This is a genomic window from Pseudomonas mucoides, from assembly GCF_015461845.1.
In the GTDB taxonomy this organism is placed as follows: Bacteria; Pseudomonadota; Gammaproteobacteria; order Pseudomonadales; family Pseudomonadaceae; genus Aquipseudomonas; species Aquipseudomonas mucoides.
Genome location: NZ_JACOPW010000005.1, coordinates 168,347 through 194,358, shown reverse-complemented (window position 1 = coordinate 194,358; position 26,012 = coordinate 168,347). Strand labels below are relative to the sequence as shown.

Annotated in this window: 23 protein-coding genes, 4 tRNA genes and 2 pseudogenes; 12 read left to right on the top strand and 17 right to left on the bottom strand. The window is 59.4% G+C overall.

The window, feature by feature from the left end; all coding sequences use genetic code 11:
• Positions 1–6: 6 nt before the first annotated feature.
• A complete protein-coding gene (locus H8F22_RS21955; RefSeq protein ID WP_027924022.1) occupies positions 7–522 on the top strand; it encodes a DUF2062 domain-containing protein in 516 nt (171 codons plus the stop codon).
• Between the two features lie 67 nt (positions 523–589).
• Here the strand turns inward: H8F22_RS21955 and H8F22_RS21950 are convergent, their stop codons facing one another.
• The 4 genes from H8F22_RS21950 to H8F22_RS21935 form a co-directional block, all read right to left on the bottom strand.
• Positions 590–1,369 carry an ABC transporter permease gene (locus H8F22_RS21950; RefSeq protein WP_027924021.1) on the bottom strand — a complete coding sequence of 260 codons (780 nt, stop codon included), beginning with the start codon at positions 1,367–1,369 and terminating at the stop codon, positions 590–592.
• Positions 1,366–2,298, bottom strand: coding sequence for an ABC transporter ATP-binding protein (locus H8F22_RS21945; protein ID WP_027924020.1), 933 nt, complete (start codon positions 2,296–2,298; stop codon positions 1,366–1,368). The genes H8F22_RS21950 and H8F22_RS21945 overlap by 4 nt, the downstream gene beginning before the upstream one ends.
• A 131-nt stretch (positions 2,299–2,429) precedes the next feature.
• The gene (locus H8F22_RS21940; protein WP_027924019.1) at positions 2,430–3,053 is read right to left on the bottom strand and encodes a glutathione S-transferase family protein; all 624 of its coding nucleotides are present in this window, start codon (positions 3,051–3,053) and stop codon (positions 2,430–2,432) included.
• 43 nt (positions 3,054–3,096) lie between these two features.
• On the bottom strand, positions 3,097–3,756 hold the full coding sequence (locus H8F22_RS21935; protein WP_027924018.1) for a transglutaminase-like domain-containing protein: 660 nt from the start codon (positions 3,754–3,756) through the stop codon (positions 3,097–3,099).
• 248 nt (positions 3,757–4,004) lie between these two features.
• Between H8F22_RS21935 and H8F22_RS21930 the strand changes: the two genes are divergently transcribed.
• The gene (locus tag H8F22_RS21930) at positions 4,005–6,452 is read left to right on the top strand and encodes an acyl-CoA dehydrogenase (RefSeq protein WP_194940676.1); all 2,448 of its coding nucleotides are present in this window, start codon (positions 4,005–4,007) and stop codon (positions 6,450–6,452) included.
• A 74-nt stretch (positions 6,453–6,526) separates the two neighbouring features.
• The gene (locus tag H8F22_RS21925) at positions 6,527–6,934 is read left to right on the top strand and encodes a PA2817 family protein (protein ID WP_059182330.1); all 408 of its coding nucleotides are present in this window, start codon (positions 6,527–6,529) and stop codon (positions 6,932–6,934) included.
• Positions 6,935–6,993: 59 nt separating this feature from the next.
• Here H8F22_RS21925 and H8F22_RS21920 read toward each other — a convergent pair whose 3' ends face one another.
• Positions 6,994–7,992, bottom strand: a complete 999-nt coding sequence (locus H8F22_RS21920) for a LysR family transcriptional regulator (protein ID WP_027924015.1) — start codon at positions 7,990–7,992, stop codon at positions 6,994–6,996.
• Between the two features lie 90 nt (positions 7,993–8,082).
• On the opposite strand from H8F22_RS21920, the gene H8F22_RS21915 reads away from it, so the two are divergent.
• The 4 genes from H8F22_RS21915 (at position 8,083) to H8F22_RS21900 (ending at position 12,149) form a co-directional block, all read left to right on the top strand.
• Positions 8,083–8,709, top strand: coding sequence for a serine-tRNA(Ala) deacylase AlaX (locus tag H8F22_RS21915; protein WP_027924014.1), 627 nt, complete (start codon positions 8,083–8,085; stop codon positions 8,707–8,709).
• Positions 8,710–8,801: 92 nt separating this feature from the next.
• Complete coding sequence (locus tag H8F22_RS21910; protein ID WP_027924013.1) at positions 8,802–9,572, top strand: 2OG-Fe(II) oxygenase; 771 nt, start codon at positions 8,802–8,804, stop codon at positions 9,570–9,572.
• A gap of 1 nt (position 9,573) precedes the next feature.
• On the top strand, positions 9,574–10,212 hold the full coding sequence (locus H8F22_RS21905) for a LysE family translocator (protein WP_027924012.1): 639 nt from the start codon (positions 9,574–9,576) through the stop codon (positions 10,210–10,212).
• A 197-nt stretch (positions 10,213–10,409) separates the two neighbouring features.
• The gene (locus H8F22_RS21900; RefSeq protein ID WP_027924011.1) at positions 10,410–12,149 is read left to right on the top strand and encodes a dipeptidase; all 1,740 of its coding nucleotides are present in this window, start codon (positions 10,410–10,412) and stop codon (positions 12,147–12,149) included.
• A gap of 255 nt (positions 12,150–12,404) precedes the next feature.
• On the opposite strand, the gene H8F22_RS21895 is transcribed toward H8F22_RS21900, so the two are convergent.
• The 4 genes from H8F22_RS21895 to H8F22_RS21880 all read right to left on the bottom strand — a co-directional run bounded on the left by H8F22_RS21895 (position 12,405) and on the right by H8F22_RS21880 (position 12,818).
• Positions 12,405–12,480, bottom strand: a tRNA-Gly gene (locus H8F22_RS21895).
• A gap of 3 nt (positions 12,481–12,483) precedes the next feature.
• Positions 12,484–12,559, bottom strand: a tRNA-Glu gene (locus H8F22_RS21890).
• 105 nt (positions 12,560–12,664) lie between these two features.
• Positions 12,665–12,740: transfer RNA gene (locus H8F22_RS21885), tRNA-Gly, on the bottom strand.
• 2 nt (positions 12,741–12,742) lie between these two features.
• Positions 12,743–12,818, bottom strand: a tRNA-Glu gene (locus H8F22_RS21880).
• 378 nt (positions 12,819–13,196) lie between these two features.
• On the opposite strand from H8F22_RS21880, the gene H8F22_RS21875 reads away from it, so the two are divergent.
• Positions 13,197–13,967 (top strand): hypothetical protein, encoded by a 771-nt coding sequence (locus tag H8F22_RS21875; RefSeq protein WP_027924010.1) that lies wholly within the window; start codon positions 13,197–13,199, stop codon positions 13,965–13,967.
• Between the two features lie 150 nt (positions 13,968–14,117).
• On the opposite strand, the gene H8F22_RS33120 is transcribed toward H8F22_RS21875, so the two are convergent.
• From H8F22_RS33120 to H8F22_RS21860, 4 genes and pseudogenes are all read right to left on the bottom strand, one after another.
• Positions 14,118–14,822, bottom strand: a complete 705-nt coding sequence (locus H8F22_RS33120; protein ID WP_371258949.1) for a methyl-accepting chemotaxis protein — start codon at positions 14,820–14,822, stop codon at positions 14,118–14,120.
• Between the two features lie 204 nt (positions 14,823–15,026).
• A pseudogene (locus H8F22_RS33115) lies at positions 15,027–15,203 on the bottom strand (HAMP domain-containing protein); the annotation flags it as partial.
• A gap of 987 nt (positions 15,204–16,190) precedes the next feature.
• Entirely contained in the window at positions 16,191–17,570 is a 1,380-nt protein-coding gene (locus H8F22_RS21865) for an aminotransferase-like domain-containing protein (protein ID WP_027924008.1), read from the bottom strand.
• Positions 17,571–17,754: 184 nt separating this feature from the next.
• Positions 17,755–18,516: an SDR family oxidoreductase gene (locus tag H8F22_RS21860; protein ID WP_027924007.1), complete on the bottom strand. Its 762-nt coding sequence runs from the start codon at positions 18,514–18,516 to the stop codon at positions 17,755–17,757.
• Between the two features lie 228 nt (positions 18,517–18,744).
• On the opposite strand from H8F22_RS21860, the gene H8F22_RS21855 reads away from it, so the two are divergent.
• Complete coding sequence (locus H8F22_RS21855) at positions 18,745–19,749, top strand: NADP-dependent oxidoreductase (RefSeq protein WP_027924006.1); 1,005 nt, start codon at positions 18,745–18,747, stop codon at positions 19,747–19,749.
• 139 nt (positions 19,750–19,888) lie between these two features.
• On the opposite strand, the gene pyrF is transcribed toward H8F22_RS21855, so the two are convergent.
• Positions 19,889–20,587: an orotidine-5'-phosphate decarboxylase gene (gene pyrF / locus H8F22_RS21850; protein ID WP_027924005.1), complete on the bottom strand. Its 699-nt coding sequence runs from the start codon at positions 20,585–20,587 to the stop codon at positions 19,889–19,891.
• 293 nt (positions 20,588–20,880) lie between these two features.
• On the opposite strand from pyrF, the gene H8F22_RS21845 reads away from it, so the two are divergent.
• From H8F22_RS21845 to xopAW, 3 genes are all read left to right on the top strand, one after another.
• Positions 20,881–21,639: a response regulator gene (locus H8F22_RS21845; RefSeq protein ID WP_027924004.1), complete on the top strand. Its 759-nt coding sequence runs from the start codon at positions 20,881–20,883 to the stop codon at positions 21,637–21,639.
• Positions 21,639–22,694, top strand: a complete 1,056-nt coding sequence (locus H8F22_RS21840) for a sensor histidine kinase (RefSeq protein WP_194940674.1) — start codon at positions 21,639–21,641, stop codon at positions 22,692–22,694. Before H8F22_RS21845 ends, H8F22_RS21840 begins: the two co-directional genes overlap by 1 nt.
• Before the next feature lie 246 nt (positions 22,695–22,940).
• A complete protein-coding gene (gene xopAW / locus H8F22_RS21835; RefSeq protein WP_027924002.1) occupies positions 22,941–23,792 on the top strand; it encodes a XopAW family type III secretion system calcium-binding effector in 852 nt (283 codons plus the stop codon).
• A 136-nt stretch (positions 23,793–23,928) separates the two neighbouring features.
• On the opposite strand, the gene H8F22_RS21830 is transcribed toward xopAW, so the two are convergent.
• The 3 genes and pseudogenes from H8F22_RS21830 to H8F22_RS21820 form a co-directional block, all read right to left on the bottom strand.
• Positions 23,929–24,984 (bottom strand): AI-2E family transporter, encoded by a 1,056-nt coding sequence (locus H8F22_RS21830; protein WP_027924001.1) that lies wholly within the window; start codon positions 24,982–24,984, stop codon positions 23,929–23,931.
• A 67-nt stretch (positions 24,985–25,051) separates the two neighbouring features.
• Entirely contained in the window at positions 25,052–25,858 is an 807-nt protein-coding gene (locus tag H8F22_RS21825; protein ID WP_027924000.1) for a DUF4892 domain-containing protein, read from the bottom strand.
• Positions 25,859–25,902: 44 nt separating this feature from the next.
• Positions 25,903–26,004, bottom strand: a pseudogene (locus tag H8F22_RS21820) (glutathione S-transferase); the annotation flags it as partial.
• Positions 26,005–26,012 lie beyond the last annotated feature (8 nt).

Below are 26,012 nucleotides of genomic sequence, written 5' to 3'. Positions count from 1 at the left end.
AGCCTTATGCCCCGGCGCTTGTTCAAACGCTACATGCCAGACCCGACCAGCATCAGGGAACACAAATCCTTACGCTTTCTCGGCACCCTGCTGCATGACCCCAACCTCTGGCACCTCAACCGTCACTCCGTGGCCCGCGCGATGGCGGTTGGCCTGTTCGCGGCGTTTCTACCGATCCCGTTGCAAATGCTCCTGGCTGCGGTGCTGGCGATCATGGTGCGAGGCAACATGCCGATTGCGGTGAGCCTGGTCTGGCTGACCAACCCGATCACCATGCCGGCGGTGTTTTTCTGCACGTACCAGACCGGGGCCTGGCTGTTGGATGTGCCCACTCGCCAGTTGCCCGACTCTTTGTCCTGGGAATGGGTCAGCAGCGAATTGTCGACGTTATGGCAACCGTTTTTGCTGGGTTCGGTGGTGACAGGGTTGGTGTTGGGGGCTCTCGCCTATTTCCTGACCATGACGTACTGGCGGTGGTGGGTGGCGCGGCAGTGGAAGCGGCGCAAGAAAAGCCGGATGTAGGAATGCAAAACGGCCTCCATTGTTGGAGGCCGTTTTTTCATGCGGTGTTTGTGCTGGCGGTCTTGAATCAGGTACGCATCCCGCGCCCACTGACCAGCAACCGTGCGCAACCGACATACAACACAATCGTCGCCACCAGCATAAAGGTGATTGCGATGCTGATCTTAATGTCCGAAACCCCAAGAATGCCGTATCGGAACGCGTTGACCATGTGCAACACCGGGTTCGCCAGGGACACGGTCTGCCAGAACGGTGGCAACAGGGAGATCGAGTAAAACACCCCGCCCAGGTAAGTCAGCGGTGTCAGCACGAAGGTCGGGATGATCGAGATGTCATCGAAGTTGCGTGCAAACACGGCGTTGATGAAGCCCAGCAGCGAAAAGATCGTCGCCGTCAGTACCACCACCAGAATGGTCACGCCCAGGTGATGCACCTGCAAATCGGTGAAGAACAGCGACAGTATCGTCACGATGATCCCGACCATCAGCCCGCGCAACACGCCGCCCAGGGTATAGCCGATCAGAATCGTATGCGGCGACACTGGCGACACCATCAGTTCCTCGATGGAACGCTGGAACTTGCTGCCGAAGAAACTCGAGACCACGTTGCCATAGGAGTTGGTGATCACCGACATCATGATCAGCCCCGGCACGATGTACTCCATGTAGGTGAAGCCACCCATGCCACCAATCTGCTTGCCGATCAGATTGCCGAAGATCACGAAATACAAAACCATGGTGATGGCCGGCGGCAGCAGCGTCTGCGGCCAGATCCGGGTAAAACGCCGGACCTCACGGTAAACGATGGTATTGAGGGCAACGAGGTTGGGCTGCAGCTCGGAACTCATACCGCCACCTTCGACAGATTTTTCTCCACCAGGGACACGAACAACTCCTCGAGGCGATTGGTTTTGTTGCGCAGGCTCAGCACTTCGATGTTTTGCTGCGCCAGTTGAGTAAACAGCGCGGTGATGCCCATGGCCTTGTCGACCTGGACTTCCAGCGTGTGACCATCGAGCAGTCGGGTCGGGTAGCCGAGTAACTGCGGCGCACTGGTCAACGTGTTTTTGATGTCGAGCAGGAAGGTTTCCACATGCAGTTGGCTGAGCAACTGTTTCATGCTGGTGTTTTCGACAATAGTGCCGTGGTCGATGATGCCGATGTTGCGGCACAACTGCTCAGCCTCTTCCAGGTAGTGCGTGGTGAGGATGATGGTGATGCCTTTCTGGTTCAGCTCGGTGAGGAAGGTCCACATCGAGCGACGCAGTTCAATGTCCACACCCGCCGTCGGTTCGTCGAGGATCAGCAGACGCGGTTCGTGGACCAGCGCACGGGCGATCATCAGTCGACGCTTCATGCCGCCGGACAGTGAACGCGACGGCACATCGCGTTTGTCCCACAGCCCCAGTTGGGTCAGGTATTGCTCGGCGCGTTCCTTGGCGATTTTCGGCGGGATGCCGTAGTAACCAGCCTGGGTGACGACGATGTCGAAAGTCTTTTCAAACTGGTTGAAGTTGAATTCCTGGGGCACCACGCCGATGCAACGCTTGAGCGCCGCCGGCTCCTTGTCCAGGTCGTGACCGAAGATATTCACCGTTCCGCTGGTCTTGTTCACCAGGGTCGAGAGAATGCCGATGGTCGTGGATTTGCCCGCGCCGTTAGGGCCGAGCAGGGCGAAGAAGTCACCTTCGGCAACGTCCAGATCGATACCACTCAGGGCCTGGAAACCGTTGCCGTAGGTTTTGGTTAGCTGCCGGATGGACAGAGCGGAACTCATATCGGATTACGCACCAAGAAGGAAGAAAGGGATAAAAGACGGCCTGCGGCGACTGGAGCAACCACGGCACATGAGCGCAATGGTGCTTGTCGCCGCCACACAAGTACAGTCAAGTGTGTCGATAGTGAGTATTAACTCAACGCGGTCATAACGGCTTTTTGATACGCCGGACGCTGTTTCAACCGGGCATACCAGGCTTCGAGGTGCGGCTGCGGCGCGCGCTCGATCGGCATCTCGAACCAGGCATAAATAAAACTGCCGAGCGGAATATCGCCCATGCCGATTTCATCACCGGACAGGTAAGGCTTGATCGACAACGCTTGATCGGCCATCGACAGCAGCTCAGTGCATTCTTTGATTGCGGCGTTGATGGCCGACCAGTCCTGCTTGTCTGCCGAAGTACGCATCACGCCCCAGAATACGGTGCGGAACGGGCCGGCGAGGCTTGAAGTGGTCCAGTCCATCCACTTGTCGGCCGTGGCGCGAGCTTTTACATCCGCCGGATACCAGGCGCTGCCGTCGGCATATCGGGCCATCAAGTAACGCACGATGGCATTGGATTCCCACAGGACAAAGCCGTCATCCTCGATCACCGGAATGCGACCGTTGGGGTTCATCGCCCGGTACTCCGGTGTATCGACGACACCAAAGGCGCCGCCCGCATCGATGGCCTCGTAGGCCAGCCCCAGCTCTTCGGCGGCCCACAAAGGCTTTCTGACATTCGACGAGTTTTTACGACCCCAGATCTTCAGCATGACCGCCTCTTTTTCGATAAGTGGGCAGGCAGCATACGCCGGATCAGGCGCGACTCAAATCGCTCTGCATATCCCCCAGCAGGGCCGGCAGTGTGTCGCTGAACAAGTGTGGATAGCACTTTTCCAGGTGCTCGAAAAAGAAGGCTTCCGGCACGTCGGTGAACTGGCCGTGATCGACCAGGTACTCCATCAACTGCGCGCCATCGCGATTGAACGGATGAAAGACACTGTCGTTGATCCCGTCGAATTCCAGCGGCGCAACATTGAACAATTCACAGAGTTGCTGGTTGAAGGCCGGCGTGGCCTTGACCCAGCGGTCGTTCAGATACAGCTCGGTGTAGCCGTGCATGGCGAACACATCGCTTTTCAGCAGTTCGAGCAAGCGCGGGGTCGACAGGTGATTGCGCACGTCCGCCAGGCCGATGCGCGCAGGGATCCCGCAATGTCGTGCGGCACCGGCCAACAACGTGGCTTTGGGCACGCAATAGCTTTCCCCGGCGGCCAGCGCATAACTGCCGCGCAAGGTCTCTGGGTTGCGGCTGAACGTGTAGGGGTTGTAACGCACGGCCTCGCGCACCGCGTAGTAGAGGTTGATTGCCTGCTCAAGCGGATCGCGACCACTGCCGCGGTGTTTTTCGGCGAACTCCACCACCGAGGGGTGGTCACTATCGATGAAGCGGCCGGGACTCAAGTACTCGTGCATGAGATCAATCTCCTGGGGAAGCCCCGAGTCTAGCGACAGGCTCAGCACAGAGATAACGACGTTTCGGCCAAACATGCGCGTATTGTCGCGTAGGAAACGAACGAATTCCCGAGCGTGTTGCCAACCGAGCCTACAAATCTCGCCCAAGGTTTCCCACGATTTCAATCACCTCGCTCTGACCACCCTGTTTGGCGGATGCCGTCTAAGCTCTGAAGGTTGGTTTTACCCTGGTTCACGGAGGATTAAATATGCTGCTGTTGTGGATACTGGTTCTGATTGTCGGGATAGCCTGGTTAGCCCATCGTCGCACCGCCCCCCTGCCCGCCCTGTGCATTATTGCCGTCTACATCGTCGCGATGGGCGCTTTCAGCCACGCGCCGGGTTGGCTGCTGCTGGTGTTCTGGGTGTTGATTGCAGCCGTTGCGGCCCCCTTGCTGCTGCCCGACCTGCGTCGCAAGTTCTTCAGCGCGCCGCTGTTCAGCTGGTTCCAGAAAACCCTGCCGCCGATGTCGCAAACCGAACGCGACGCCATCGACGCCGGCACCGTATGGTGGGACGGCGAATTGTTCAGCGGCCGTCCGGACTGGGACAAATTGCTGTCCTATCCAAAAGCCCAACTGACTGAGGAGGAACAGGCTTTCATCGACGGCCCGACCGAGGAACTCTGCGCCATGGTCACCGACTGGCAGATCGGGCAAGACATGGACCTGCCCGCTGAAGCCTGGACACACATCAAGGAAAACGGCTTCTTCGCGCTGATCATTCCCAAGGAATTTGGCGGCAAGGGCTTCTCCGCCTACGCCCACTCACAGGTCGCGATGAAACTGGCGACCCGCAGCGGCGATCTTGCGTCCACCGTGATGGTCCCCAATTCCCTCGGCCCGGCCGAACTGCTGCTGCATTACGGCACCGATGAACAACGCAATCATTACCTGCCAAGGCTGGCCCGTGGTGACGACATTCCGTGCTTCGCGTTGACCGGTCCGCTGGCCGGTTCCGACGCCGGGGCAATGCCCGACACCGGGGTGATCTGCAAAGGTGAATGGGAAGGCAAGGAAACCCTCGGCCTGCGCCTGAACTGGGAAAAGCGTTACATCACCTTAGGCCCGGTGGCGACCCTGCTCGGCCTCGCCTTCAAGGCCTATGACCCGGACCACTTGCTGGGAGACAAGGAAGACCTGGGCATCAGCCTGGCGCTGATTCCAACCGACACGGCCGGTGTTGAAATCGGCCGCCGTCACCTGCCGCTGGGGGCCGCGTTCATGAACGGCCCGAACTCCGGCAAGGACGTGTTCGTGCCGCTCGATTTCCTCATCGGCGGCCAGGAAATGCTCGGCAAGGGCTGGATGATGCTGATGAATTGCCTGTCGGTCGGGCGTTCGATTTCGTTGCCGGCAGTCGGCACCGGCGCGGCCAAGTTCACCAGTCTGGTGACGGGGCAGTACGCTCAGGTTCGCGAGCAATTCAACGTTCCATTGTCGGCGTTCGAAGGGATTCAGGAAGCCATGGCGCGCATCGGCGGCAACGCCTGGATGATGGACGCGGCGCGCATGTTGACTGCCAACGCGGTGGACCTGGGTGAGAAACCGTCGGTGCTCTCGGCGATTCTCAAGTATCACCTTACCGAACGCGGTCGCGAGTGCATCAGCCACGCGATGGACGTTCACGGCGGTAAAGCCATCATCATGGGACCGAACAACTACCTCGGTCGCAGCTGGAATGGCGCGCCGATTTTCATCACCGTGGAAGGCGCGAACATTCTTTCGCGCAACCTGATGATCTTCGGCCAGGGTGCCATTCGCTGCCATCCGTTCGTACTCAAGGAAATGGCCCTCGCCGGTCGTGAAGACAAGGACCAGGCCCTTACCGAGTTCGATGGCCTGCTGCTCAAACACATTGGTTTTGCCGTGAGCAACGCCGCCAGCACGTTGGTGCTGAACCTCGGTTTCGGGCACTTCGAGCACACGCCGGGCAACACGCTCAGCCAGGGCTACTTCCGCGCACTCAACCGTCAGGCCGCAGCGTTCGCCATGCTGGCGGACCTGAGCATGATGCTGTTGGGCGGTGAACTGAAACGCCGCGAACGCCTGTCTGCACGCCTCGGGGATGTACTCAGCAACCTGTACCTCGCCTCTGCCGCCCTCAAGCGTTACCACGATCTCGATTCACCAGAGCACATGGCGCCGCTGTTTACCTGGGCCATGGAGGAAAGCCTTGGTCAGTCGGAACGGGCACTGGATGAACTGCTGACCAACTTCCCGAACAAGGTACTGGGTTGCCTGTTGCGGGTGATCGTGTTCCCGTTCGGCCGTCGACACAAAGGGCCATCGGACAAACTCGGCGCCGAAGTGGCTGCCGTGATTGGTCGCGCCAAGGGCGACCCGACGCTCGAAGAGCTGCTGGGCGGTTGCTACCGTCCGCAATCGGCCGAGGACGCCGTCGGTGCTTTGCAACACGCCTGCAATTTGTTGAACGCTGCGCAGCCGCTGCAGAAAAAACTGCACATCGCGCTCAAAAGTGGCCAGGTCAAACCGGCCGCCGGGGAACACGTCATCGATGCCGCGCTGGAGGCGGGAGTATTGCAGGCAACGGAAGCGCAAACCCTGCGGGCCGCCGAAGCGGCACGACGCAAGGTGATCGACGTCGATGATTTTGACAAAGAAGAACTGGCACTGGCACCCGGAAAGGTCCGCTGATCCAGTGCCCCCATGCAAAACGGGCGCAGGGGCTTTATACTCCCGCGCCCGTTTTGCTCTTGAGGACTTATCTCGTGTCCAACGTCGTTGCCGACCATCTCGTCTTGCTTGACCACTTGCGCAGCATCCTGGTCGCCGTGGGTGAGGCCGAACAGGTTCCCGAAGAAAGCCATGCCTTGTTCCTGGAGCGCTTCGATGAATTGCGTGCGTTGCTGCCGGTCGATCCGATCGAAAGCCAATACCTGGGCCAGGACATTCTCTGCCAGGTAATCACCCGCTACCCGCAAATTGCCCACCTGGTTCCGCGCGACCTGCTGTGGTACTTCGCCGGTGACTGCCTGCATTACATGCCCGATGATGAAATCGATCTGTATCAGGCGCTGGAAGAACGTCGCTTCGAAGCTGAACAGAACGACGAACCGTTTGACTGGAACCAGGAAAAGCAGCTGCTGGCGATGTCGAACGACGAAAGCAAGCACTGATTTCCGACCAGTTACACAAAAGGCCCGCATGGTTGAACATGCGGGCCTTTTTTGTGCGATCAAAACAAGCCGTCACTCTCGGGCAGCTCATACTCCGATACGCCCATCACCAGACTGCTCGACTTACCGGGCTTGCCCAACGTCGGCTCCTTCTCCAGACACTCCACCAAGTAATCAATCAATACCCGTATTTTGGGAGGCAGGTACCGAGTGGGCGAATGCAGCAACCAGGCCCCGCCGTGGTAGGAGGCCAGAAAGGTCCAGTCCGGCAGCACTTGCACCATCACCCCCTTCTCCAAGGCCCGCCGCGCCGTGAAATACGGCAGGCTGCCAATGCCGATGTGCTGCAACACCGCTCCAAACCGTACGCCAGTATGATTGGCGGCATATCGCCCGCGCACACCGACAGTCACCGATTTGCTGCCTTTCTTGAATTTCCAGCGCGCATCGCTTGGGGTTTCACCCAGGTAGATACAACTGTGATTGAGCAAGTCATGGGGGTGCGTCGGCGTCCCGTGTTCGGCCAAATATTGCGGTGTCGCACAGAGCAAATGGTCGATCGTCAGCAACTGCCGCCCCACCAGCCCCGAAGGTGGCCGATCGGTGATGCGAATCGCCAGGTCGACGTGATCATCGATCAAATCGACCTGGCGATCTTCAAGCATCAGTTCTACATCCACTTTGGGATAGCGGCGTAAAAACTCCGGCATGTGCGGGTGAATCACAATTCTTCCCACCGCTTTTGGAACGCTCAGACGCACCAACCCTTCGGCTTCGTCAGTGAACTGCCCGCTGATTTCCATCACCGACTTGGCCGCGCTGACCATTTCCTGGCAACGCTTGAACACTTCTTCGCCACCGTCGCTCAAGCGTAATTTGCGCGTGGTTCGTTGCAGCAGGCGCGTGGCCAGCGCCTTCTCCAGCCGCGAAATGCTGCGACTGACCGCCGAAGGTGAAGAACCCAGTTGGCGGGCCGCCTCGGAAAAGCTGCCGGTCTCGACAACCTTGACGAAAATCGCCATTTCCCCAAGCAGCGGCAGTGGAAGATTTATGCTCACAGCGCAACAGTCCTTTGATGTTTGAACGGATTATCACGCAATTCCACGCTTCATATAATAAAAATAGAAACTTTAATAAGGGCATGGAATATGACGCTTCGCCTCTTTTTCCATAGTGATGACCTCAAGGCTAATGTGGAAGTCCTGGATTGCACGCCCCACGAAAACGAATTTGCGGTGGTGCTGCGCGCCACGCTGTTCCACCCACAAGGTGGCGGACAGCCCTTTGATACCGGCTCAATTGGCGATAGCCAGGTCCTGCGGGTAATCCAGGATCCTGAGCGGATCATTCATTTCGTCGACCGACCGGTAAAACCCGGCATGACCCAGATTCGCGTGGACGGCGAGCGACGCCAGTTCAATACGCGCATGCATTCAGCCGGGCATCTGATCGGTCACTTCGTCCAGGCCAAGGGCTGGATGCCGATCAAGGCGCATCACTGGCCGGGTGAAGGGCGGGTGCAGTTCAAAGCACTGGAAAGTGCACAGGACGTCGACGCCCAAACCGTTCAACTCGGCATTGAACAGTGGATTGCCGAGGATTTTCCGCGCCTGACGTCATTGCGCGAAGGCGCCCGGGAAATCGGTTTCGGGGCACTGCCCGCCTACGGCTGCGGCGGCACCCATGTACGTAGCCTGAAGGAATTGGCCACGGTCACGATCGCCTCCCTTTCCTTGAAGAAGGGAACGCTGTCAGTCCACTACACCGTGGACTGAGCATTTGGGCGATGACGGCACCGTCATCGCCCGACGCCGGGGGAGCCTGCGCTCGCGGGTTCTGTTGACTATCTGATAGATGGACCTAAGACATGATGCTTGACGTCGAGCGTCTCGATGAGACGTGCATAAAAAAACTGGCCAATGAAGAAGTCCTCGCCATCCGCGTCAAAGGCTTGCTGCCCCAGCCGCTGGCGATTCAGATTGGCGACAAGATCCTCGCCCCCGGTTTCGAAGGCTATATCAATGCGCCAAGCATCGGCCGCATTGGCATGGCGTTTTATGAAGCGGAAAACCAGCCGCTGCTGATCGAGGACTACTTCGAACGCGCCACCCGCAACATTGCGGAATTGCGTAACCGGTGCGCGCCCTATTCGTCCCCGGTCGACACCCTGCGCTGCATGCTCGACGAATCCTGGCCGGCAGGCGCGCACCTGGAGAACCTCTACGGTCGCAAGATGTATGTCGGCCTGTCGCGGGTGGTGAAACCGGGCGTTTGTTTTCTTGCCCACCACGACATTTTCGCCAAGGACGCCCCCGACAGTTACCAGGCCAGAAGCCTGGAAGCCCAGTTTGCCTGCAACGTTTACCTGAACATGCCGACCGAGGGCGGCGCACTGCAGATGTGGGACGACGACATTTCGCCGGACCGGTTCGACGAGATGCGCGGCGACAGCTACGGCATCGACCCGGCCTTGCTCGGCCCTCCGACCTTGGAGATACGCCCCGAGCCGGGCGATTTCATCATGTTCAATTCGCGCTGTATGCACTCGGTGACACCGGGCGTGGCGGATCCGCGATTGAGCCTTTCATTCTTTGTCGGCTACCGCGGCAATGCTTCACCCCTTACCTTCTGGAGTTGAGATGCTTTCGAATTACTTGGGCGAGTTCCTGGCGCTGGCAACCATTCACTTCCTGGCCGTGGTCGCACCCGGGCCGGACTTTGCCGTGACCATCCGCCAGAGCGTGCGTTTCGGCCGGTTGGTGGGCATCTGCACGGCGCTGGGTATCGGCGCGGGGATTTCCGTGCACGTGCTTTACACCCTGCTCGGGGTCGGCGCCCTGATGCATACCACACCGTGGCTGTTGACCGTGGCCAAGGTCGTGGGCGGCGCCTACATTTTGTACCTCGGGATCAGCTTGCTACGCAGCAAACCAAAATCCACGCTTGAGGGCGATAAAGTCCCGGACGAACCCGTCGTCGAACAAACGCTGTTGAAGGCCTTCACCACCGGGTTTCTGACCAACGCGACCAACCCCAAGGCGACGCTGTTTTTCCTGGCGATTTTCACCACCATCATCAGCGCCACAACACCGCTGAACATCCAGGCGCTGTATGGGGTCTGGATGTGTTTTGTGAATGCGGTGTGGTTTGTGATCGTCGCGCTGTTCTTTTCCAGCACCCGGGTGCGCGTGCTGTTCATGCGCATGGGGCATTGGTTTGAACGGACGATGGGGGTGATTCTGATCCTGTTCGCCGGGCGCCTGATTCTGTCGATGTAAAACCTGCGCCCACGCAAAAGGCCCGCCGAGTCTGACTCGCGGGCCTTTTTCATATCTGCGTCGCTTTTGCATTTCTGTGCGACAGATCCCACTTTAAAGCCTCCCCTTTCACGCCTACGTGGTGTTAGTTTGGAAATGTTTCTGACCAATCGATCAGACACTTCCCACAAACCGCCTGCAAAGGAATGCCTTTCACAATGGACTTCTCACTTAAGCATCTGGCCGCGTCGACCCTGATTCTGGCCAGCCTTTCGTCGTTTACCGTAGCCGCGCAAACCAACATCACCCCGCAACAGAGTGCGACCATTCTCAAGAATTTCAGCGACGCCTCAGCCTCGGATTTCAGGCAGTTCCTGGCCGGCGTGGCCAAAAGCAACCTGGCCAAAACCGCCGACCTCGGCCCGGCCATCAGCGCTTTCCAGGACAACAAGACGCTTACCCCGGAACAGCAGAACGAAATCCATCGTCTTCTGGGCCTCTATGCACGGGTGAAATATGGCGCTGCGGCTACCGAGACGTTGCGTGAGCTGGTGGCAATCCCGACCTTCCAGGTGGAGGGCGTTGCTCAGCACGACAACCCCGAATTCATCAAGATCGCCGACAAGATCAAAAGCCTTGCCCAGTCCTTCAACCTGAATTTCCGCAACATCGACAACCGTGTCTATGAAATTTCCCTTGAGGGCAGCGGCGATGAAGTGGTGGGCATTCACGCACATGCCGACGTGGTGCCGGTGACGCCAGAGAACTGGGTCCTGAAAGACGGCACCCGCCTGGATCCGTTCAAGGTCACCCTGATCGGCGACCGCATGTATGGCCGGGGCACCGAGGATGACAAGAACGGTATCGTGGTGGCCCTGTACGCCATGAAGGTGATCAAGGAAGAGAAGCTGCCGCTGGCAAGGAATTTCAAGCTGCTGATCGACACCACCGAAGAAACCACCGGCGACGCCATCCCCTATTACTTCGAACACAACCCGACGCCCAACTACAACCTGGCGCTGGACGGCGGCTACCCGGTGGTCATCGCCGAAAAAGGCTACGGCACCGTGATGGGCAGCTTTGCCCGGCGTGACGGCGAGGGCCAGGGCGCGGAAATCACCTCGATGACCGGCGGCTTGGCCACCAACCAGATTCCGTCGGCTTCGGTCGCCACATTAGTGACTGACAAGCCTGCCGAACTGGCCGCCAGCCTGCAAAAGGCCGGTAGCGAGTATGCCAAGCGCAATGGTGGAAACTTCGAGGTAAGCGCCAAAGTCGTCGACAAGGACGTCAAGCTCACGGTGACCGGCGTTTCCGCCCACTCCTCCGAGCCCGAGTCTGGCGTCAACCCGGTCGCCAGGATGCTGGACTTCATCAACAGCCTCGACGGAAAAGTCGCGCTCAAGCACAACCACATCACCGACGCCGCCCGCTACGCTGCCGACAACTGGGGGCTGGATTACCTGGGCGGGAAATTGGGTGTCGGTTTTGCCGATGACTTCATGGGGCCGCTGACGACGTCTCTGACCTTTGTCGGGATGAATGACACAACCTTCAAGCTGGCGGTCAACCTGCGCGTGCCGAAGGGCAAGTCCCCGGAAGCCCTCAAGGCCGAAATTGCCGAAAAGATTGGCGCCTGGAGCAAGAAGAGCCACGTAGCGGCAACGTTCGACTATTCCATCGCCGAGCCGATGTATCGCAATCCTGAGGGTGAGTGGGTCAAGGCCTTGCTGGCCGTGGCCAGCGAAAACCTGGGCATGGAACACAAGTACGGCACTTCTGCCGGCGCCACGTCGGTGCATGAACTGCCCAATGGTGTGCAATTCGGCCTGGCCCGGCCGGAAGTGAAATACACCGGCCACACGGATAACGAGTTCAAGACGGTCGACCAGTTCCTGCTGGACCTGCAGATCGTGACCGAAATGATGGGGCGCATCGGGCAGTTGCCGAAGCTCTGATCGCCTTCCGACCCACCTGATGCTCATCAGTCAGGGAACAAAACCTGGGGGAGCGAGCTTGCTCGCGATGGCGGAGTTACATTCAACATCAATGTTGACTGCCCCATCGCTATCGCGAGCAAGCTCGCTCCCACAAGGATTGCGTTGCTGAACACTTGAACTGATCGGCACAACTCGAAGAAGCTTTTTTGTTGCGCCATAAAAAACGCACAAACAAAAACGCCGCTCATTGCTGAGCGGCGTTTTCGTTAAATATGGAGCGGGAAACGAGACTCGAACTCGCGACCCCGACCTTGGCAAGGTCGTGCTCTACCAACTGAGCTATTCCCGCAAATGGCGTCCCCTAGGGGACTCGAACCCCTGTTACCGCCGTGAAAGGGCGGTGTCCTAGGCCACTAGACGAAGGGGACACGCTAACTGAAACACATGGTGTGTATTTCAGTGCCCAAATCCGCATCCGAAGATATCGGTTCTGGTTTCACTCAACGCCGCCCGAAAGCAACGCTGTTTAAAAATGGAGCGGGAAACGAGACTCGAACTCGCGACCCCGACCTTGGCAAGGTCGTGCTCTACCAACTGAGCTATTCCCGCATTGGCGTCCCCTAGGGGACTCGAACCCCTGTTACCGCCGTGAAAGGGCGGTGTCCTAGGCCACTAGACGAAGGGGACACACGTACAACATTCACTCCCTACCGCGTTTCGCTGTGTGCTTTACGCTGTAAGTGGCGCGCATTCTATGGATGGATTGAGGGGTCGTCAACCCCCAGATATAAATTTATTTAAATCAATGACTTCGCCCTGCTTTCAGACGCGTTTCGGGCTTTTCCACAGACTGGCCCCCAACGCCTATATTCCGGCCTCCTTCAAGACGCTATAGTCCACGCCATCAAGATGATGGCAATCTGGAACATCTTCGCCACCATTTATATAAGCAGAGCAACGGCCGATACATTTATGGCCATAGCTGATTCAAGTCGTCGAGCGGCCTATGCGCCCCAATGGCAAGCCACTACACTCGAACGCAAACCCTATAAAGAGGTCTTACCGGTGACACCACTCATGATCACCCTGCTAGTTGTAGCCGGGATCGCACTATTGATCGCCATTGGCTACATGAACCATGTGGTGGAAAACAACAAGCTGGAAAAGGCCCGTACCAAGGTTGAGCTCAACGACCGCCTGCGTCGCTGCGGCGAGATCACCGAGACCTTTCCCGGCCAGTTGATGACACCGGCGCTCAAGCTGCTGTTGACCCGCCTGGAGCTCAACGTCTGCCAGCGCCTGCTCAACCTGGAAAAGACCAGTGCCAACCTCAGGGCGCGGATCACCGAACTGGAGGCCCTTGCCGCCCAGGGCGAGTCGATCCCGGTCAACAATCCGCCAGCACCGATCCAGACCGAAGCCAAGGCCAAGGACGTACGCTTCCTACTGGAAGCCCTGCATGGCCAGATCACCCGTGCCGCACAGGACGGTTTCCTGCCGACCAACGAAGCCAAGCGCTGGATCCGCGAAGTCCGCCATATCCTGGTACTGCTGCACATCGAGTTCTTCAACAACCTTGGCCAGCATTGCTTGCAACAGAACCAGCCGGGGCAGGCGCGCCTGGCGTTCGAACGTGGCGTGCAGTACCTGCGTAAACAGCAAGAGCCGCAGGTCTATGCCGAGCAATTGGAATACCTGGAGAAACTCCTGGCTCGCGCCAACGCCATGGTGATGGACAACATCGCTGCCGTTGAGGGTGAGGCAAACCAGTTGAACGTAGGCCTCAAACAAGTCGACGCCGATGCCGACTGGAAAAAGAAAGTGATCTACGACTGATTTGCGAGAATAGAAAAGCCACCTGCGAAGGTGGCTTTTTTTTGGGTTGGGTTGGGTGGGGAGTGCAGTCGGGAGAGATGGGTTGGCTGTCGGGCCGTCATCGCGAGCAAGCTCGCTCCCACAAGGCTCCCACAGTGATCACAGGGCTCTTCAGAGCCGGAAGTGCCCCACCATCCCTTTCAGTTCAAGCCCGAGCTGAGCCAGCTCAATGCTGGACGCCGCGTTGCCCTGCATCGCCAGTGACGACTGATCCGCGCTCGCGCGAATGCTCGTGACGCTGCGATTGATTTCCTCGGCCACCGAACTCTGCTCCTCGGCTGCCGCGGCAATCTGCTGGTTCATCTGCTGAATCAACGACACCGCTGCCGCAATACTCCCCAGCGCACTCTCGGTCTGCAACGCATCGCTGACGGCGAGTTTCACCAGTTCGCCGCTGTTCTGAATCTGCTGCACCGACGATTGAGCGGCCGAGCGCAAGGCACTGACCAGTCGCTCGATCTCCTCGGTCGATTGCTGGGTACGCTTGGCGAGCGCCCGGACCTCGTCGGCCACCACGGCAAACCCCCTGCCCTGCTCGCCTGCCCGCGCGGCTTCGATCGCCGCGTTGAGCGCCAACAGGTTGGTCTGTTCGGCAACACTTTTGATCACGCTGAGCACTGTGCCAATGTTCTGGATCTCTGCGCTCAGGCTTTCGATGCTGGAACTGGCCGACGTCGCCGAATCCGCCAGTTGCTCGATGCGTGCCATGCTCTGGCGCACCACTTGCTGACCGCTTTCGACTTTGCCATCCGCGGTCTGTGCGGCCTGGGCCGCCTCTTCGGCATTGCGCGCCACGTCGTGCACCGTCGCGGTCATCTGGTTCATCGCCGTGGCGACCTGCTCGGTTTCTTCTTTCTGACTGCTGACTTCCAGGTTGGTCTGCTCGGTCACCGCCGACAGTGAATGCGCCGAACTGGCCAATTGCTCGATACCGGCCTGCAAGCCACTGACGATGCTGCTGAGCCCGGCGCCCATCTGCTGCATCGCCTGCATCAATTGGCCGATCTCGTCACGGCGCGTCACTTCAACCGTCGCACTCAAATCACCCGCGGCAATTTGCTGGGCAACCAGGATCACACTGCGCAGCGGTGCCACGATCAACCGGGTAATCACCCACGCCGCCACCAGCCCGACCAGCAACGCCAAGGCTGAGGAGCCTATGATCAGCAACGAGTTCTTTTTCAGCTCGGCCTGCATCGACTGGTCTTCGGCGACATAGGCTTGATCCACCCGCTCCACCACTTGCGCGGCGCGCTGATGCAACTGTTCGTAGACGGTTTTCTCCTGGGCCAACAGGCCGGTGTATTCCGTCAGTTTTTCGCTGAAACTGCCGATGTGACCGCTCACTTCATTGAGGACCGTCTGATAGCCCTCATCCTTGACCGTGGTTTTCAGCTGTTCGGCCTGGGTCAACGCCTGGTCCGCCTGCTCGATCTTGCCCTGGCCTGCGCTGTCGTCACCCTTGCGGCTCTGGTCCAGACGCACGCGCGCCTCGTTCATGGCCTGCAACATCAACCGCGAGACCTGGCTGACCTGACTGGCCTGCTCAAGGAATTGCCCACCCTCCTTACCTTCGGATTGCTTCAAGGTGTAGGCGCCATCATCGGCCAGGCCGGCTTGCAACACATCAAGGTTGTTGGCCACGCTGGACACCGACCAGCTGGCCATTTCCAGCGCCAGGTCCTTGGCCTGACTCAGCGAGACAAACTCATCGAACGCCTTGCGATAAGCACCCAGCGACTGCTCGACATCATTCATCACCGGCACGTTAGCCGCGGACGCAGCCTTGAGCTGGGTCGCCAGAGCGATCAGGCCATCAACGCCTTCGTGCAGGGCATCGGCGGTTTTCGGGTTGCCGTGCAAGGCGTACTCCTGCTCAAGCAGACGCACCTTGAGCAAGCCGCTATTGAGCGACGACATCTGCTTGAGCCCATCGAAGCGATGACTGATGGTTTGCAGGGACCACACGCCGATGGCTGCCACCAGCGCGGTCAGCAGCAGCACCAGGACAAACCCGACACCCATTTTTTTTGCCATACCGAGGTTGGCAAAACGTCCTTGCACGGCCGAAATCATTGCACTTAGTCCCCTGACATAGTCTGTTGACGCAGATTCGCAACGGGCCTGTGCCAGCACAAGTCTCTGGCGTCGGAATAATGGCAAAAAGCTACGCCCGCGTCGTTTTCAGAACGCTTGAGGTCGATTCAGAGTGGTGGCCTGAAAAAATGCCCGGGCACGAGGATCACAGGCGCAAGCCACGTTGATGCGCTGCCAGTCCGTGGCCTCACCGCCGGGATTGAATGCAGTGGCGGAAGACAACAACACACCGAAGCGTCGGGCTTGCGTGCGCACCTGAGCGTAGTCAGACATTCGTGATCGTGCCCAGATGAACAATCCGCCCACCGGTTTGCCGAAAACCTCCCAATCGGCATCTTCGAGTATCTGCAAGGCAGCCTCTCTGTCGGTGTTCAATCGCTGGCGCTGACGCTGGACCAATTTGCGATACGCGCCGCTGGCCAAGAGGCAAGCCAGCACCGATTCGCAGAATCTTGAAGCGCCCATGCTGCTGGTCATCTTGACCTCGGCCAGTCGCGAAACAACCGCGACACTGGCGACGACAAAGCCGACGCGCAATGAACTGCTGAGGGTTTTAGAGTAGCTACCGACGTAGATGACGTTGTCGTCGATCCCCAGCGCCGCGAGGCGAGTGCCGGGGCCGCGGTGCAAATCGGCAAAGACGTCGTCTTCGATGACCAGTACACCGTGGTCTCGGGTCAGTTGCAGCACCTGCTGCGCCACGGCGGGTGCCAGGCTGCTGCCGGTCGGGTTGTGGTAGAAGCTATTGATAAACAGCGCACGGGGCCGGTACTTCAGCAACAACGCTTCAAGCGCCTGCGTATCAGGCCCGCGGGGGGTACGCGGCACCTCGATCATCGTCACGCCGTTCAGCCTGAGCAGATCGAACAACAGCGAATACCCCGGGCTTTCCACCACCACGCAATCCCCGGGTTTAAGCAACGTACGCACGATCAGATCCAGCCCGTGAGTCGCCCCGGTGGTGGTCAGTATCCGTCGTTCATCCACTTCGATGTCGAGTGGCTGGAGACGCTTGAGGATCTGCGATCGCAAGGCTGGCAACCCCAGTGGCGTGCTGTAGCTGAACAAAGCAGCCATGTCGGTGCGGCTAACCTGGCGAATCGCGTAGCTCAAATCGTCGGTTTCACGCCAGCTTTCGGGCAGGCTGCCACAGCCCAGTTGAAGTTTGCCCGTCACGCACTCCTGCGTTACGTCCGCCCCTTCTGACCAGGGACAACCCGGTCCCTGCGCAGGATGGGCAACTATGAAACCGGAGCCCTGACGCGGCGCCAGCATGCCTTGTGCGACCAGGCGCTCACAGGCTTCGACGACGCTGGATTGACTGAGCAGATTGACCCGTGCAATTTGCCGCGCTGAAGGCAAACGTGTCCCCGGCAGCACTCCGTCCCGACGGAGCCAGTCGGCCAACCCGTCGACGATTTGCTGCACGACTGGCACCAATGCCTGTCGATCGATTCTCAATTCCATGAGCAAGCAAACTCCTGTCCGTTTTGCGGGAAACAGTTAATCACAGGAGCGCTGGAGGAGAGGTGCGACAACGCCGCCAAAACCCTCGGTTCTAACCCTTTGAAACACATTGATCAGCCACGTCACGGAACTGTAAAAAAGCCCGCAAACGTGCGGGCTTTTTCCTACATTGCAGCGCCTGATTTCAAAACGCGGTAACGCCACCATCCACCGCCAGCGAATGACCGGTGGTGAACGCCGCACCGTCGCTGCACAAGTACAACACCGCGCTGGCGATCTCCTCTACCTTGCCGATGCGACCCACCGGGTGCATGGCGTTGGCAAACTCGCCCTTCTTCGGGTCTGCTTCATAGGCACGGCGGAACATGTCAGTGTCGATCACCGCCGGGCAGACCGCATTCACGCGAATCTTTTTCTTCGCATATTCGATGGCCGCCGACTTGGTCAGGCCGATGACTGCATGTTTGGACGCCGCGTAAATGCTCATCTTCGGCGCAGCCCCAAGGCCCGCCACCGAAGCGGTGTTGACGATCGCACCGCCACCCTGGGCCAACAACAAAGGCAACTGATACTTCATGCACAGCCAGACGCCCTTGACGTTGACGCCCATGATCGCGTCGAACTCATCCAGTGTGCCGTCGGCGAGTTTGCCTTTCTCGATCTCGATGCCGGCGTTGTTGAAGGCATAGTCGAGACGGCCGTAGGTGTTGACCACTTCGTCCATCAGATTTTTTACATCGCTTTCCAGCGTGACGTTGCAACGCACGAAGGTCGCTTCGCCGCCGGCCGTACGAATCAGCGCCACGGTGCCTTCGCCGCCGGCGGTGTCCATGTCGGCCACCACCACTTTCAACCCTTCGGCCGCGAATGCCTGGGCCGTCGCACGGCCAATACCGTTGGCAGCGCCGGTCACCACGGCGACCAGGCCGGAAAACGTCATGCTCATTGTTATGTCCTCGAGTGCGGGGGATTTCGTATTTTCAGTCTAGCCACGAAGGGTCATGCCACGGCAGCACTATCAGGTGGCCGGTTGGGCGCCCATGCGTGGCAGTGATAGAACGACGGTGCCAACTATCACTGCACTGGATCGATGTGCATTCGCCGTATCAGCCAAACTTGCGGCATTGGGCCTGAAGGGCTATCAACAAGGCTTCATTCATCTTGAGTGCCTGTCATGACTACCCAGACCAATCGCCAGTTCCTGCTCGCCAAACGTCCAGTGGGTCCAGCAACCCGCGAGACTTTTACCTATCAGGAAGTACCGGTCGGTGAGCCGGCGGCAGGTCAGATTCTGGTGAAAAACGAATACCTGTCCCTGGACCCGGCCATGCGCGGCTGGATGAACGAGGGCAAGTCCTACATTCCACCGGTCGGTCTGGGTGAAGTGATGCGTGCCCTGGGCGTAGGCAAAGTCGTTGCGTCGAACAACCCGGGGTTTGCGGTCGGGGACTACGTCAACGGCGCGCTTGGCGTGCAGGATTACTTCCTCGGCGAACCGCGCGGTTTCTACAAGGTTGATCCAAAACTGGCGCCGTTGCCACGCTACTTGTCCGCCCTGGGCATGACCGGGATGACGGCCTACTTCGCCCTGCTCGATGTCGGCGCGCCGAAGGCCGGTGACACGGTGGTGTTGTCGGGCGCAGCCGGCGCGGTGGGCAGCATCGCCGGGCAGATCGCCAAGATCAAAGGCTGCCGCGTGGTCGGGATTGCGGGCGGCGCGGACAAGTGTCAGTTCCTGATCGACGAATTGGGTTTTGACGGTGCCATCGACTACAAGAACGAGGACGTCGTCGCCGGTCTTAAACGCGAATGCCCGAAAGGGGTGGACGTGTATTTCGATAACGTCGGCGGCGACATTCTCGACGCCGTGCTGAGCCGACTGAACATGAAGGCACGCGTGGTGATTTGCGGCGCGATCAGCCAGTACAACAACAAGGAAGCGGTCAAGGGCCCGGCCAACTACCTGGCGCTGTTGGTCAACCGCGCGCGCATGGAAGGTTTTGTCGTGATGGACTACGCCGCCCAGTTCGCCGCCGCCGGGCAGGAAATGGCCGGCTGGATGGCCAAGGGGCAACTCAAGAGCAAGGAAGACATTGTTGACGGACTGGAGACATTCCCGGAGACACTGATGAAATTGTTCAGCGGCGAGAATTTCGGGAAGTTGGTGTTGAAGGTTTAACCCACTCTTACCAGACACCACAAAACTACTGTAGGAGTGAGCCTGCTCGCGATAGCGGTGTATCAGTCAATGATGATGTCGACTGATAGACCGCAATCGCGAGCAGGCTCACTCCTACATTTTGATCTTCGGCGTTGGGTCAGGCGAGTTCGGCGACTACGGCGGCAAGCGCTTTTGCTGGATCAGCTGCCTGGCTGATCGGACGGCCAATCACCAGATAATCGGAACCGGCGTCCAGGGCCTGGCGTGGGGTCAGGATGCGGCGTTGATCGTCTTGCGCACTGCCCGCCGGACGAATGCCCGGGGTCACCAGTTGCAACGACGGGTGAGCCGACTTCAAGGCCTGGGCTTCCAGTGCCGAGCACACCAGACCGTCCATCCCGGCTTTTTCCGCCAGCGCGGCCAGGCGCAACACTTGCTCCTGTGGCTCGATGTCCAGACCGATACCGGCCAGGTCTTCACGTTCCATGCTGGTCAGCACGGTCACGCCGATCAGCAGCGGCTTGGGCCCGGTACGCTGGTCCAGCACTTCACGGCAGGCCGCCATCATGCGCAGGCCGCCGGAGCAGTGAACATTGACCATCCACACGCCCATTTCCGCCGCAGCTTTGACGGCCATGGCGGTGGTGTTCGGGATGTCGTGGAATTTCAGGTCCAGGAACACTTCAAAACCCTTGTCACGCAGGGTGCCGACGATTTCCGACGCGCAGCTGGTGAACAGTTCCTTGCCGACTTTTACCCGGCACAGCTTCGGGTCCAACTGGTCGGCCAGCTTCAGTGCGGCGTCACGGGTGGGGAAATCCAGGGCGACGATGATAGGAGTCTGGCAGACGGACATGTGAGGGCTCTCAGGCAGGACGAAATCGGCGCGCATTGTAGCGGAACCAGCGGCGCTGCGGGACCCGATGATCGGTAATTCGTCATCGGCGCTCAGGCAAGACTAGTCCTTTGGCCAATTGTGTCGAGGCCGATACACTCATGACACGCTCACAACATCCTTCATCGCTACCGTCGGCAGCCGCAACACGTCCTTACAGCACTTCCCGCCTCCGGGCCGGACGCCTATGCTGAAGCCACAACCTCGCAGCCCATCTTTGTGGTTGGCAGCCTCTCTGGCAGATGAACGCACGCATGCACAACACCCAAGCCCCTTTGAACGACGATCAAAAAGCGCCCGGCGATGACAAACGCTGGAGCATTCGCGCCCTGATCGTCGACGATGACGTCCCGATTCGCGAACTGATGATCGACTACCTCGCCCGGTTCAACATCCACGCCAGCGGGGTCACCGACGGCGCGGCGATGCGTCTGGCGCTGCAAGCCGAACATTTCGATGTGGTGGTGCTGGACCTGATGCTGCCGGGCGAAGACGGTTTGTCGTTGTGTCGCTGGCTGCGTGCCGAGTCGGACATTCCGATCCTGATGCTCACGGCCCGCTGCGAACCGACCGACCGGATCATCGGCCTGGAACTGGGCGCCGATGACTACATGGCCAAACCGTTTGAACCCCGTGAACTGGTGGCGAGGATTCAGACCATTCTGCGACGGGTGCGCGATGATCGCACCGAACAACGGGCGAACATTCGCTTCGACAATTGGCGCCTGAACAGCGTGTTGCGCCAGTTGATTGCCGCCGACGGCCTGGTGGTGCCCCTGTCCAACGCCGAGTTCCGCCTGCTCTGGGTGTTTATCGAACGTCCGCGCCGGGTGCTCAGCCGCGAGCAATTGCTGGACGCCGCTCGTGGCCGCTCGATCGAGGCCTTTGATCGCAGCATCGACCTGCTGGTCTCGCGCCTGCGCCAGAAACTCGGTGATGACCCCAAAGCCCCGCAGTTGATCAAGACCGTTCGCGGTGAGGGTTATCTGTTCGACGCCAGAGACATCGGCTGATGCGTGCGCGCTTCGATACGCTGTTCGGCCGCCTGTTCGGCGTGCTGTTGCTGGCGATTTTCCTTGCGCACCTGTTGGCCTTTGCCTGGTTTCACCATTACGGCCCGCCCCCTCCTCCACCGCCACGGCCGCAGTTTTCCCAAGGCCTCGACGGGCAGCGCCCACCGATGGACCCACGCTTTGAAAACCGCCCGCCTCGACCATGGTTCGGCGGGCCGTTGGTGCCGCTGACCTTTCAATTGATCTCGCTGGTCATTGCGGCCTGGTACGGCGCCAAACTGCTGAGCCGACCGATCCAGCGCCTGAGCGATGCCGCCGAGCGCTTGAGCGAAAACCTCGACAGCACGCCGCTGGATGAGTCGGGGCCACGGGAAGCGCGGCAAGCGGCCTACACCTTCAACTTGATGCAGAAACGCATCATCGAACAGGTGCAGCAGCGCTCGCGGATGCTTGGCGCGGTGTCCCATGACCTGCGCACGCCGCTGTCGCGACTCAAATTGCGCCTGGAGCAGATCGACGACGAGAAGCTGCAAGGTCAGATGCGTCAGGACCTGGACGACATGATCAGCATGCTCGACGCCACCCTGACGTATCTGCATGAACAGCGCACCAGCGAGGCCCGGCAATGGATGGACGTGCAAGCGTTGGTGGAATCGTTGTGTGAAAACGCCCAGGACCAGGGCGCCGATGTGCAGGCCAGCGGTCACTGCGCCCCGCTGCAAGTCCAGCCGATGGCGTTGCGTTCGTGTATCAATAATCTGCTGGATAACGCGCTGCGCTACGCGGGACAAGCGTTGATCACCCTCGAAGACAGTCGCGAAACCCTGGTAATTCGGGTGATTGACCATGGGCCGGGTATTGCGGCAGATAAACGTGAGGCGGTGTTTGAGCCGTTCTTTCGCCTGGAAGGCTCACGCAACCGCAACTCCGGCGGTGTCGGCCTGGGCATGACCATCGCCCGCGAGGCTTCGGAACGACTGGGCGGGCAATTGAGCCTGGAAGAAACACCAGGCGGTGGTTTGACCGCCGTCATTGATCTACCTAGATCCCTGTAGCAGCTGGCGAAGCCTGCGTTCGGCTGCGCAGCAGTCGTAAACCGACTGACTCTATCTTGCTGAAACACCGCGGTGAAGGGTCTAGCGACTGCTTCGCAGCCGAACGCAGGCTTCGCCAGCTGCGACAAGTACCTGTCGTGATCTGTGTACTGACCGGTACAAACCTCACATACCCACGACACCTTGCCCCTTGAGGCTGCAGAAGCCGGTGTCCCCACCGGTTTTCCATTCCAGGGAGTGAGCACAATGATCGGTAGCGTCAGCAACTACACGAGCTATACCAGCACCAGCAGCACCACAAACAATACCGCCCGCAGCCAGCCGTTCCAGAAAGAACTGCTGGCCAAGCTCGATACCAACAGCGACGGCGCGGTGGATCAGGACGAGCTGAAAAGTGCCTTGTCGCAAAAATCCGACGACGGCCTGGTGGTCAACCTGAGCAAAAATTTCGCCGACCTCGACAGCGATAACAGCGGCAACCTGAGCAGTGAAGAAATGGCCGCGATGGCCCCGCCTCCGCCACCGCAACACGATCAACCACCGAGCACTGAACTCGCCGATGCAATGATCAGCGCCCTGGACACCGACGGTGACGGCGCCATCAGCAGCGACGAGCTGAGCACCGGCCTGACCAGCGCTGGCAGCAGTGCCGACAGCAAGGAAATCTTCTCGGCCCTGGACAAGAACCAGGACGGTACCGTCAGCAAGGACGAACTCGCCGCCAGCCTCGCCCCTGCGCCCCCACCGCCACAGCAGGTGTCCAGCGAGGAACTGTTCGGCCAGCTCGATACCGACAGTGATGGCAGCGTGACCGCCACCGAACTGAGCAGCGCGCTGCAGGCGAGCAACCGCCCGTCATCGACCAGCACCGACACCAGCGCCGCACTGCTCAAGGCACTGGACAGTGACAGCAGCGGCGGTGTCAGCAGCGATGAATTGAAAGCAGCCTTGCAAGCAGGCCGTGAGAAAACCAGTGACAGCTCGACCGATCAGTTCAACGTCAACGATGCGCTGCACAAGATGGTCGCCAATCTGAGCAAACAGTATTCGCTCGATAACGTGGCGACGGTGGGCAAGTACCTGAACGTCGCGACCTGAGCCAAGCGTCAAGCCCGGTAGACCGCAGCGACCCTATCGCGAGCAGGCTCACGCCTACAGGGGATTTGTGAACGACACAGATCCAGTGTAGGCGTGAGCCTGCTCGCGATGGGGCCATAAGCCTGAATACAAAAATCTAAGGGCGGCGATCTTCTACCCGAGCCTGACTCTTGCTCCAGTCAGTCAGCAAGCTGTATGCCACCGCCAACAACGTCGGCCCGATAAACAGCCCGATAAAACCAAACGCAATCAACCCGCCGAACACCCCCAGCAGCACAATCACCAACGGCAGATTCCCGCCCCGGCTGATCAGGTACGGCTTGAGCACGTTGTCGACGCCACTGATGATGAACATGCCCCAGATTCCCAGGAACACCGCCATCCCGTACTCACCTTTCCACGCCAGCCACGCCGTTGCCGGAATCCACACCAGCGGTGGCCCCATCGGAATCAGACTGAGCAGGAAGGTCACGATGCCCAGTACCAAGGCTCCCGGCACCCCGGCGATCAGGAACCCGATCAGTGCCAGCACGGCCTGCGCCGCTGCCGTACCGATCACGCCGTTCACCACCCGCTGCACCGTGCCCGCCACCAGATCAATGTAATACCCGGCACGCTCGCCGATCAGGCGCTCCAGCAACCCATGAACAAAGATCGCCAGACGCGGGCCGTCGCGGTAGAAAAAGAACACAAACACGATGCTCAGTGTCAGCTCGAGAATCCCGCCGCCGATCTGCGCACTGCGCGCCAGCAGCCAGTTACCGACCTGCCCCAGATAAGGCTTGAGCGCGACCATCATCGCCGCGCCCTGTTCATCGATGCTGTTCCAGACCACCACCAGCCGTGCGCCCACAAAGGGAACACTGCCTAACCAGTCAGGCGCCTGCGGCAGGCCTTCGACTTGTACATCCTTGATAAACACCGTGGCGTCACGCACATGGTCGGCCAGGTTGAACCCCAGCCATACCAGCGGCACGGCCACCAGTAACATCCAGCCGAGGGTCAGCAGCGCTGCCGCCAAGGATTCGCGGCCATTGAGCCAGCGGGTCAACAAACGCATCAGCGGCCAACTGGCAAACGCCAGCACCGCGCCCCAGAACAGCGCCGACCAGAACGGCGCCATCACCCAGAAGCTCGCACCAAACAGCACCAGGAGCAGAATCTGCACCAACAGCCGATCATTATTGGGCATGTAAAGTCTCGAAAAAATCAGTCAACAAAGGGTAGACGAATGCGCCGTGCGCATTCGCCTGTGCAGCTTATCGCAACAGCTCGATGTGCAGGCCAGAGCCTTCGACGGTGCCGCCTTCCAGTCGCGCCGCACGCACGCCCTGAGCAATCAATGCCTGACGCCAGGCCTCAGCCTTGGCACCGGAAACACTGACTCGCAAGGTGGTGTCCAGGTTCAGTCCGCGTGAAATCAGACGCAGCCACGTGTCGTCGGGATCAGCGTTCAGTTTCGGGAAATCGAGTTCACCGGTGCTTTTAAGCTGACGCAGCAGAGTGGCCGACGTCGGCAACAAGTCGCCCAACGGCGCCGCCGCATCGAATTGCTCGACATGCAGGTAGGCTTTGCGGTTGCCGCGAGTGATGCTGTAGAGCGCCACCAGCGAATTGTCCTGTGGCGCCGCCAATCTCAGCAGCAAATACGCCTGTTGATCGTCGGCACCGTAGAGCTTGGCATTGCCGAAGACTTCGTTGGCCCACAGGCTGCTTTCGCCGCAATCGCGGGCCTGGCACCAGAACAGCAACTCGGCGCCCTGTTTTTGCAAGGCTTCCCGCGCGGCGGTAAAGGCTTCGGTGGAGGAATGCTCCGGCGGCAACTCATAGGTGACCGAGGTGGTTTGCCCGCGTGCCGTGACCTGACCGTCAAAGCGCAACTGGCCACTGATCTTGCGGATCGAACCCAGGGGGTAAATCCGTTCGAGCTCGACGGCCGGACGATAATCAACGATCTGCGCATCTTCCATGCGCGGCAGGATCGGCAAGTCCTGACTGCCGGGGACATCCGCGGCAAACGATAAAGGACTGAAACAGCACAACGCCAGCAGACTGAGTGAACGCATGGACAGGCTCATCGGATCAGCATGGCCTGAGCCCCTTTTAACGTTCGTTCCTTTTTGTCGAAATCCGGCGCATGCAGGCCGGGTTCCTCGATCACGATAGAGACCTTGTGGCCGTTCGGGGTCGCAGCGGTATAGCGATCTATCATGGTTGTCT

Coding starts and splice junctions, on each gene's coding strand:
- H8F22_RS21955 (WP_027924022.1), top strand. CDS start 7: ATGCCCCGGCGCTTGTTCAAACGCTACATGCCAGACCCGACCAGCATC.
- H8F22_RS21950 (WP_027924021.1), bottom strand. CDS start 1,369: ATGAGTTCCGAGCTGCAGCCCAACCTCGTTGCCCTCAATACCATCGTT.
- H8F22_RS21945 (WP_027924020.1), bottom strand. CDS start 2,298: ATGAGTTCCGCTCTGTCCATCCGGCAGCTAACCAAAACCTACGGCAAC.
- H8F22_RS21940 (WP_027924019.1), bottom strand. CDS start 3,053: ATGCTGAAGATCTGGGGTCGTAAAAACTCGTCGAATGTCAGAAAGCCT.
- H8F22_RS21935 (WP_027924018.1), bottom strand. CDS start 3,756: ATGCACGAGTACTTGAGTCCCGGCCGCTTCATCGATAGTGACCACCCC.
- H8F22_RS21930 (WP_194940676.1), top strand. CDS start 4,005: ATGCTGCTGTTGTGGATACTGGTTCTGATTGTCGGGATAGCCTGGTTA.
- H8F22_RS21915 (WP_027924014.1), top strand. CDS start 8,083: ATGACGCTTCGCCTCTTTTTCCATAGTGATGACCTCAAGGCTAATGTG.
- H8F22_RS21910 (WP_027924013.1), top strand. CDS start 8,802: ATGATGCTTGACGTCGAGCGTCTCGATGAGACGTGCATAAAAAAACTG.
- H8F22_RS21905 (WP_027924012.1), top strand. CDS start 9,574: ATGCTTTCGAATTACTTGGGCGAGTTCCTGGCGCTGGCAACCATTCAC.
- H8F22_RS21900 (WP_027924011.1), top strand. CDS start 10,410: ATGGACTTCTCACTTAAGCATCTGGCCGCGTCGACCCTGATTCTGGCC.
- H8F22_RS33120 (WP_371258949.1), bottom strand. CDS start 14,822: ATGACCGCGACGGTGCACGACGTGGCGCGCAATGCCGAAGAGGCGGCC.
- H8F22_RS21865 (WP_027924008.1), bottom strand. CDS start 17,570: ATGGAATTGAGAATCGATCGACAGGCATTGGTGCCAGTCGTGCAGCAA.
- H8F22_RS21860 (WP_027924007.1), bottom strand. CDS start 18,516: ATGAGCATGACGTTTTCCGGCCTGGTCGCCGTGGTGACCGGCGCTGCC.
- H8F22_RS21855 (WP_027924006.1), top strand. CDS start 18,745: ATGACTACCCAGACCAATCGCCAGTTCCTGCTCGCCAAACGTCCAGTG.
- pyrF (WP_027924005.1), bottom strand. CDS start 20,587: ATGTCCGTCTGCCAGACTCCTATCATCGTCGCCCTGGATTTCCCCACC.
- H8F22_RS21845 (WP_027924004.1), top strand. CDS start 20,881: ATGCACAACACCCAAGCCCCTTTGAACGACGATCAAAAAGCGCCCGGC.
- H8F22_RS21840 (WP_194940674.1), top strand. CDS start 21,639: ATGCGTGCGCGCTTCGATACGCTGTTCGGCCGCCTGTTCGGCGTGCTG.
- xopAW (WP_027924002.1), top strand. CDS start 22,941: ATGATCGGTAGCGTCAGCAACTACACGAGCTATACCAGCACCAGCAGC.
- H8F22_RS21830 (WP_027924001.1), bottom strand. CDS start 24,984: ATGCCCAATAATGATCGGCTGTTGGTGCAGATTCTGCTCCTGGTGCTG.
- H8F22_RS21825 (WP_027924000.1), bottom strand. CDS start 25,858: ATGCGTTCACTCAGTCTGCTGGCGTTGTGCTGTTTCAGTCCTTTATCG.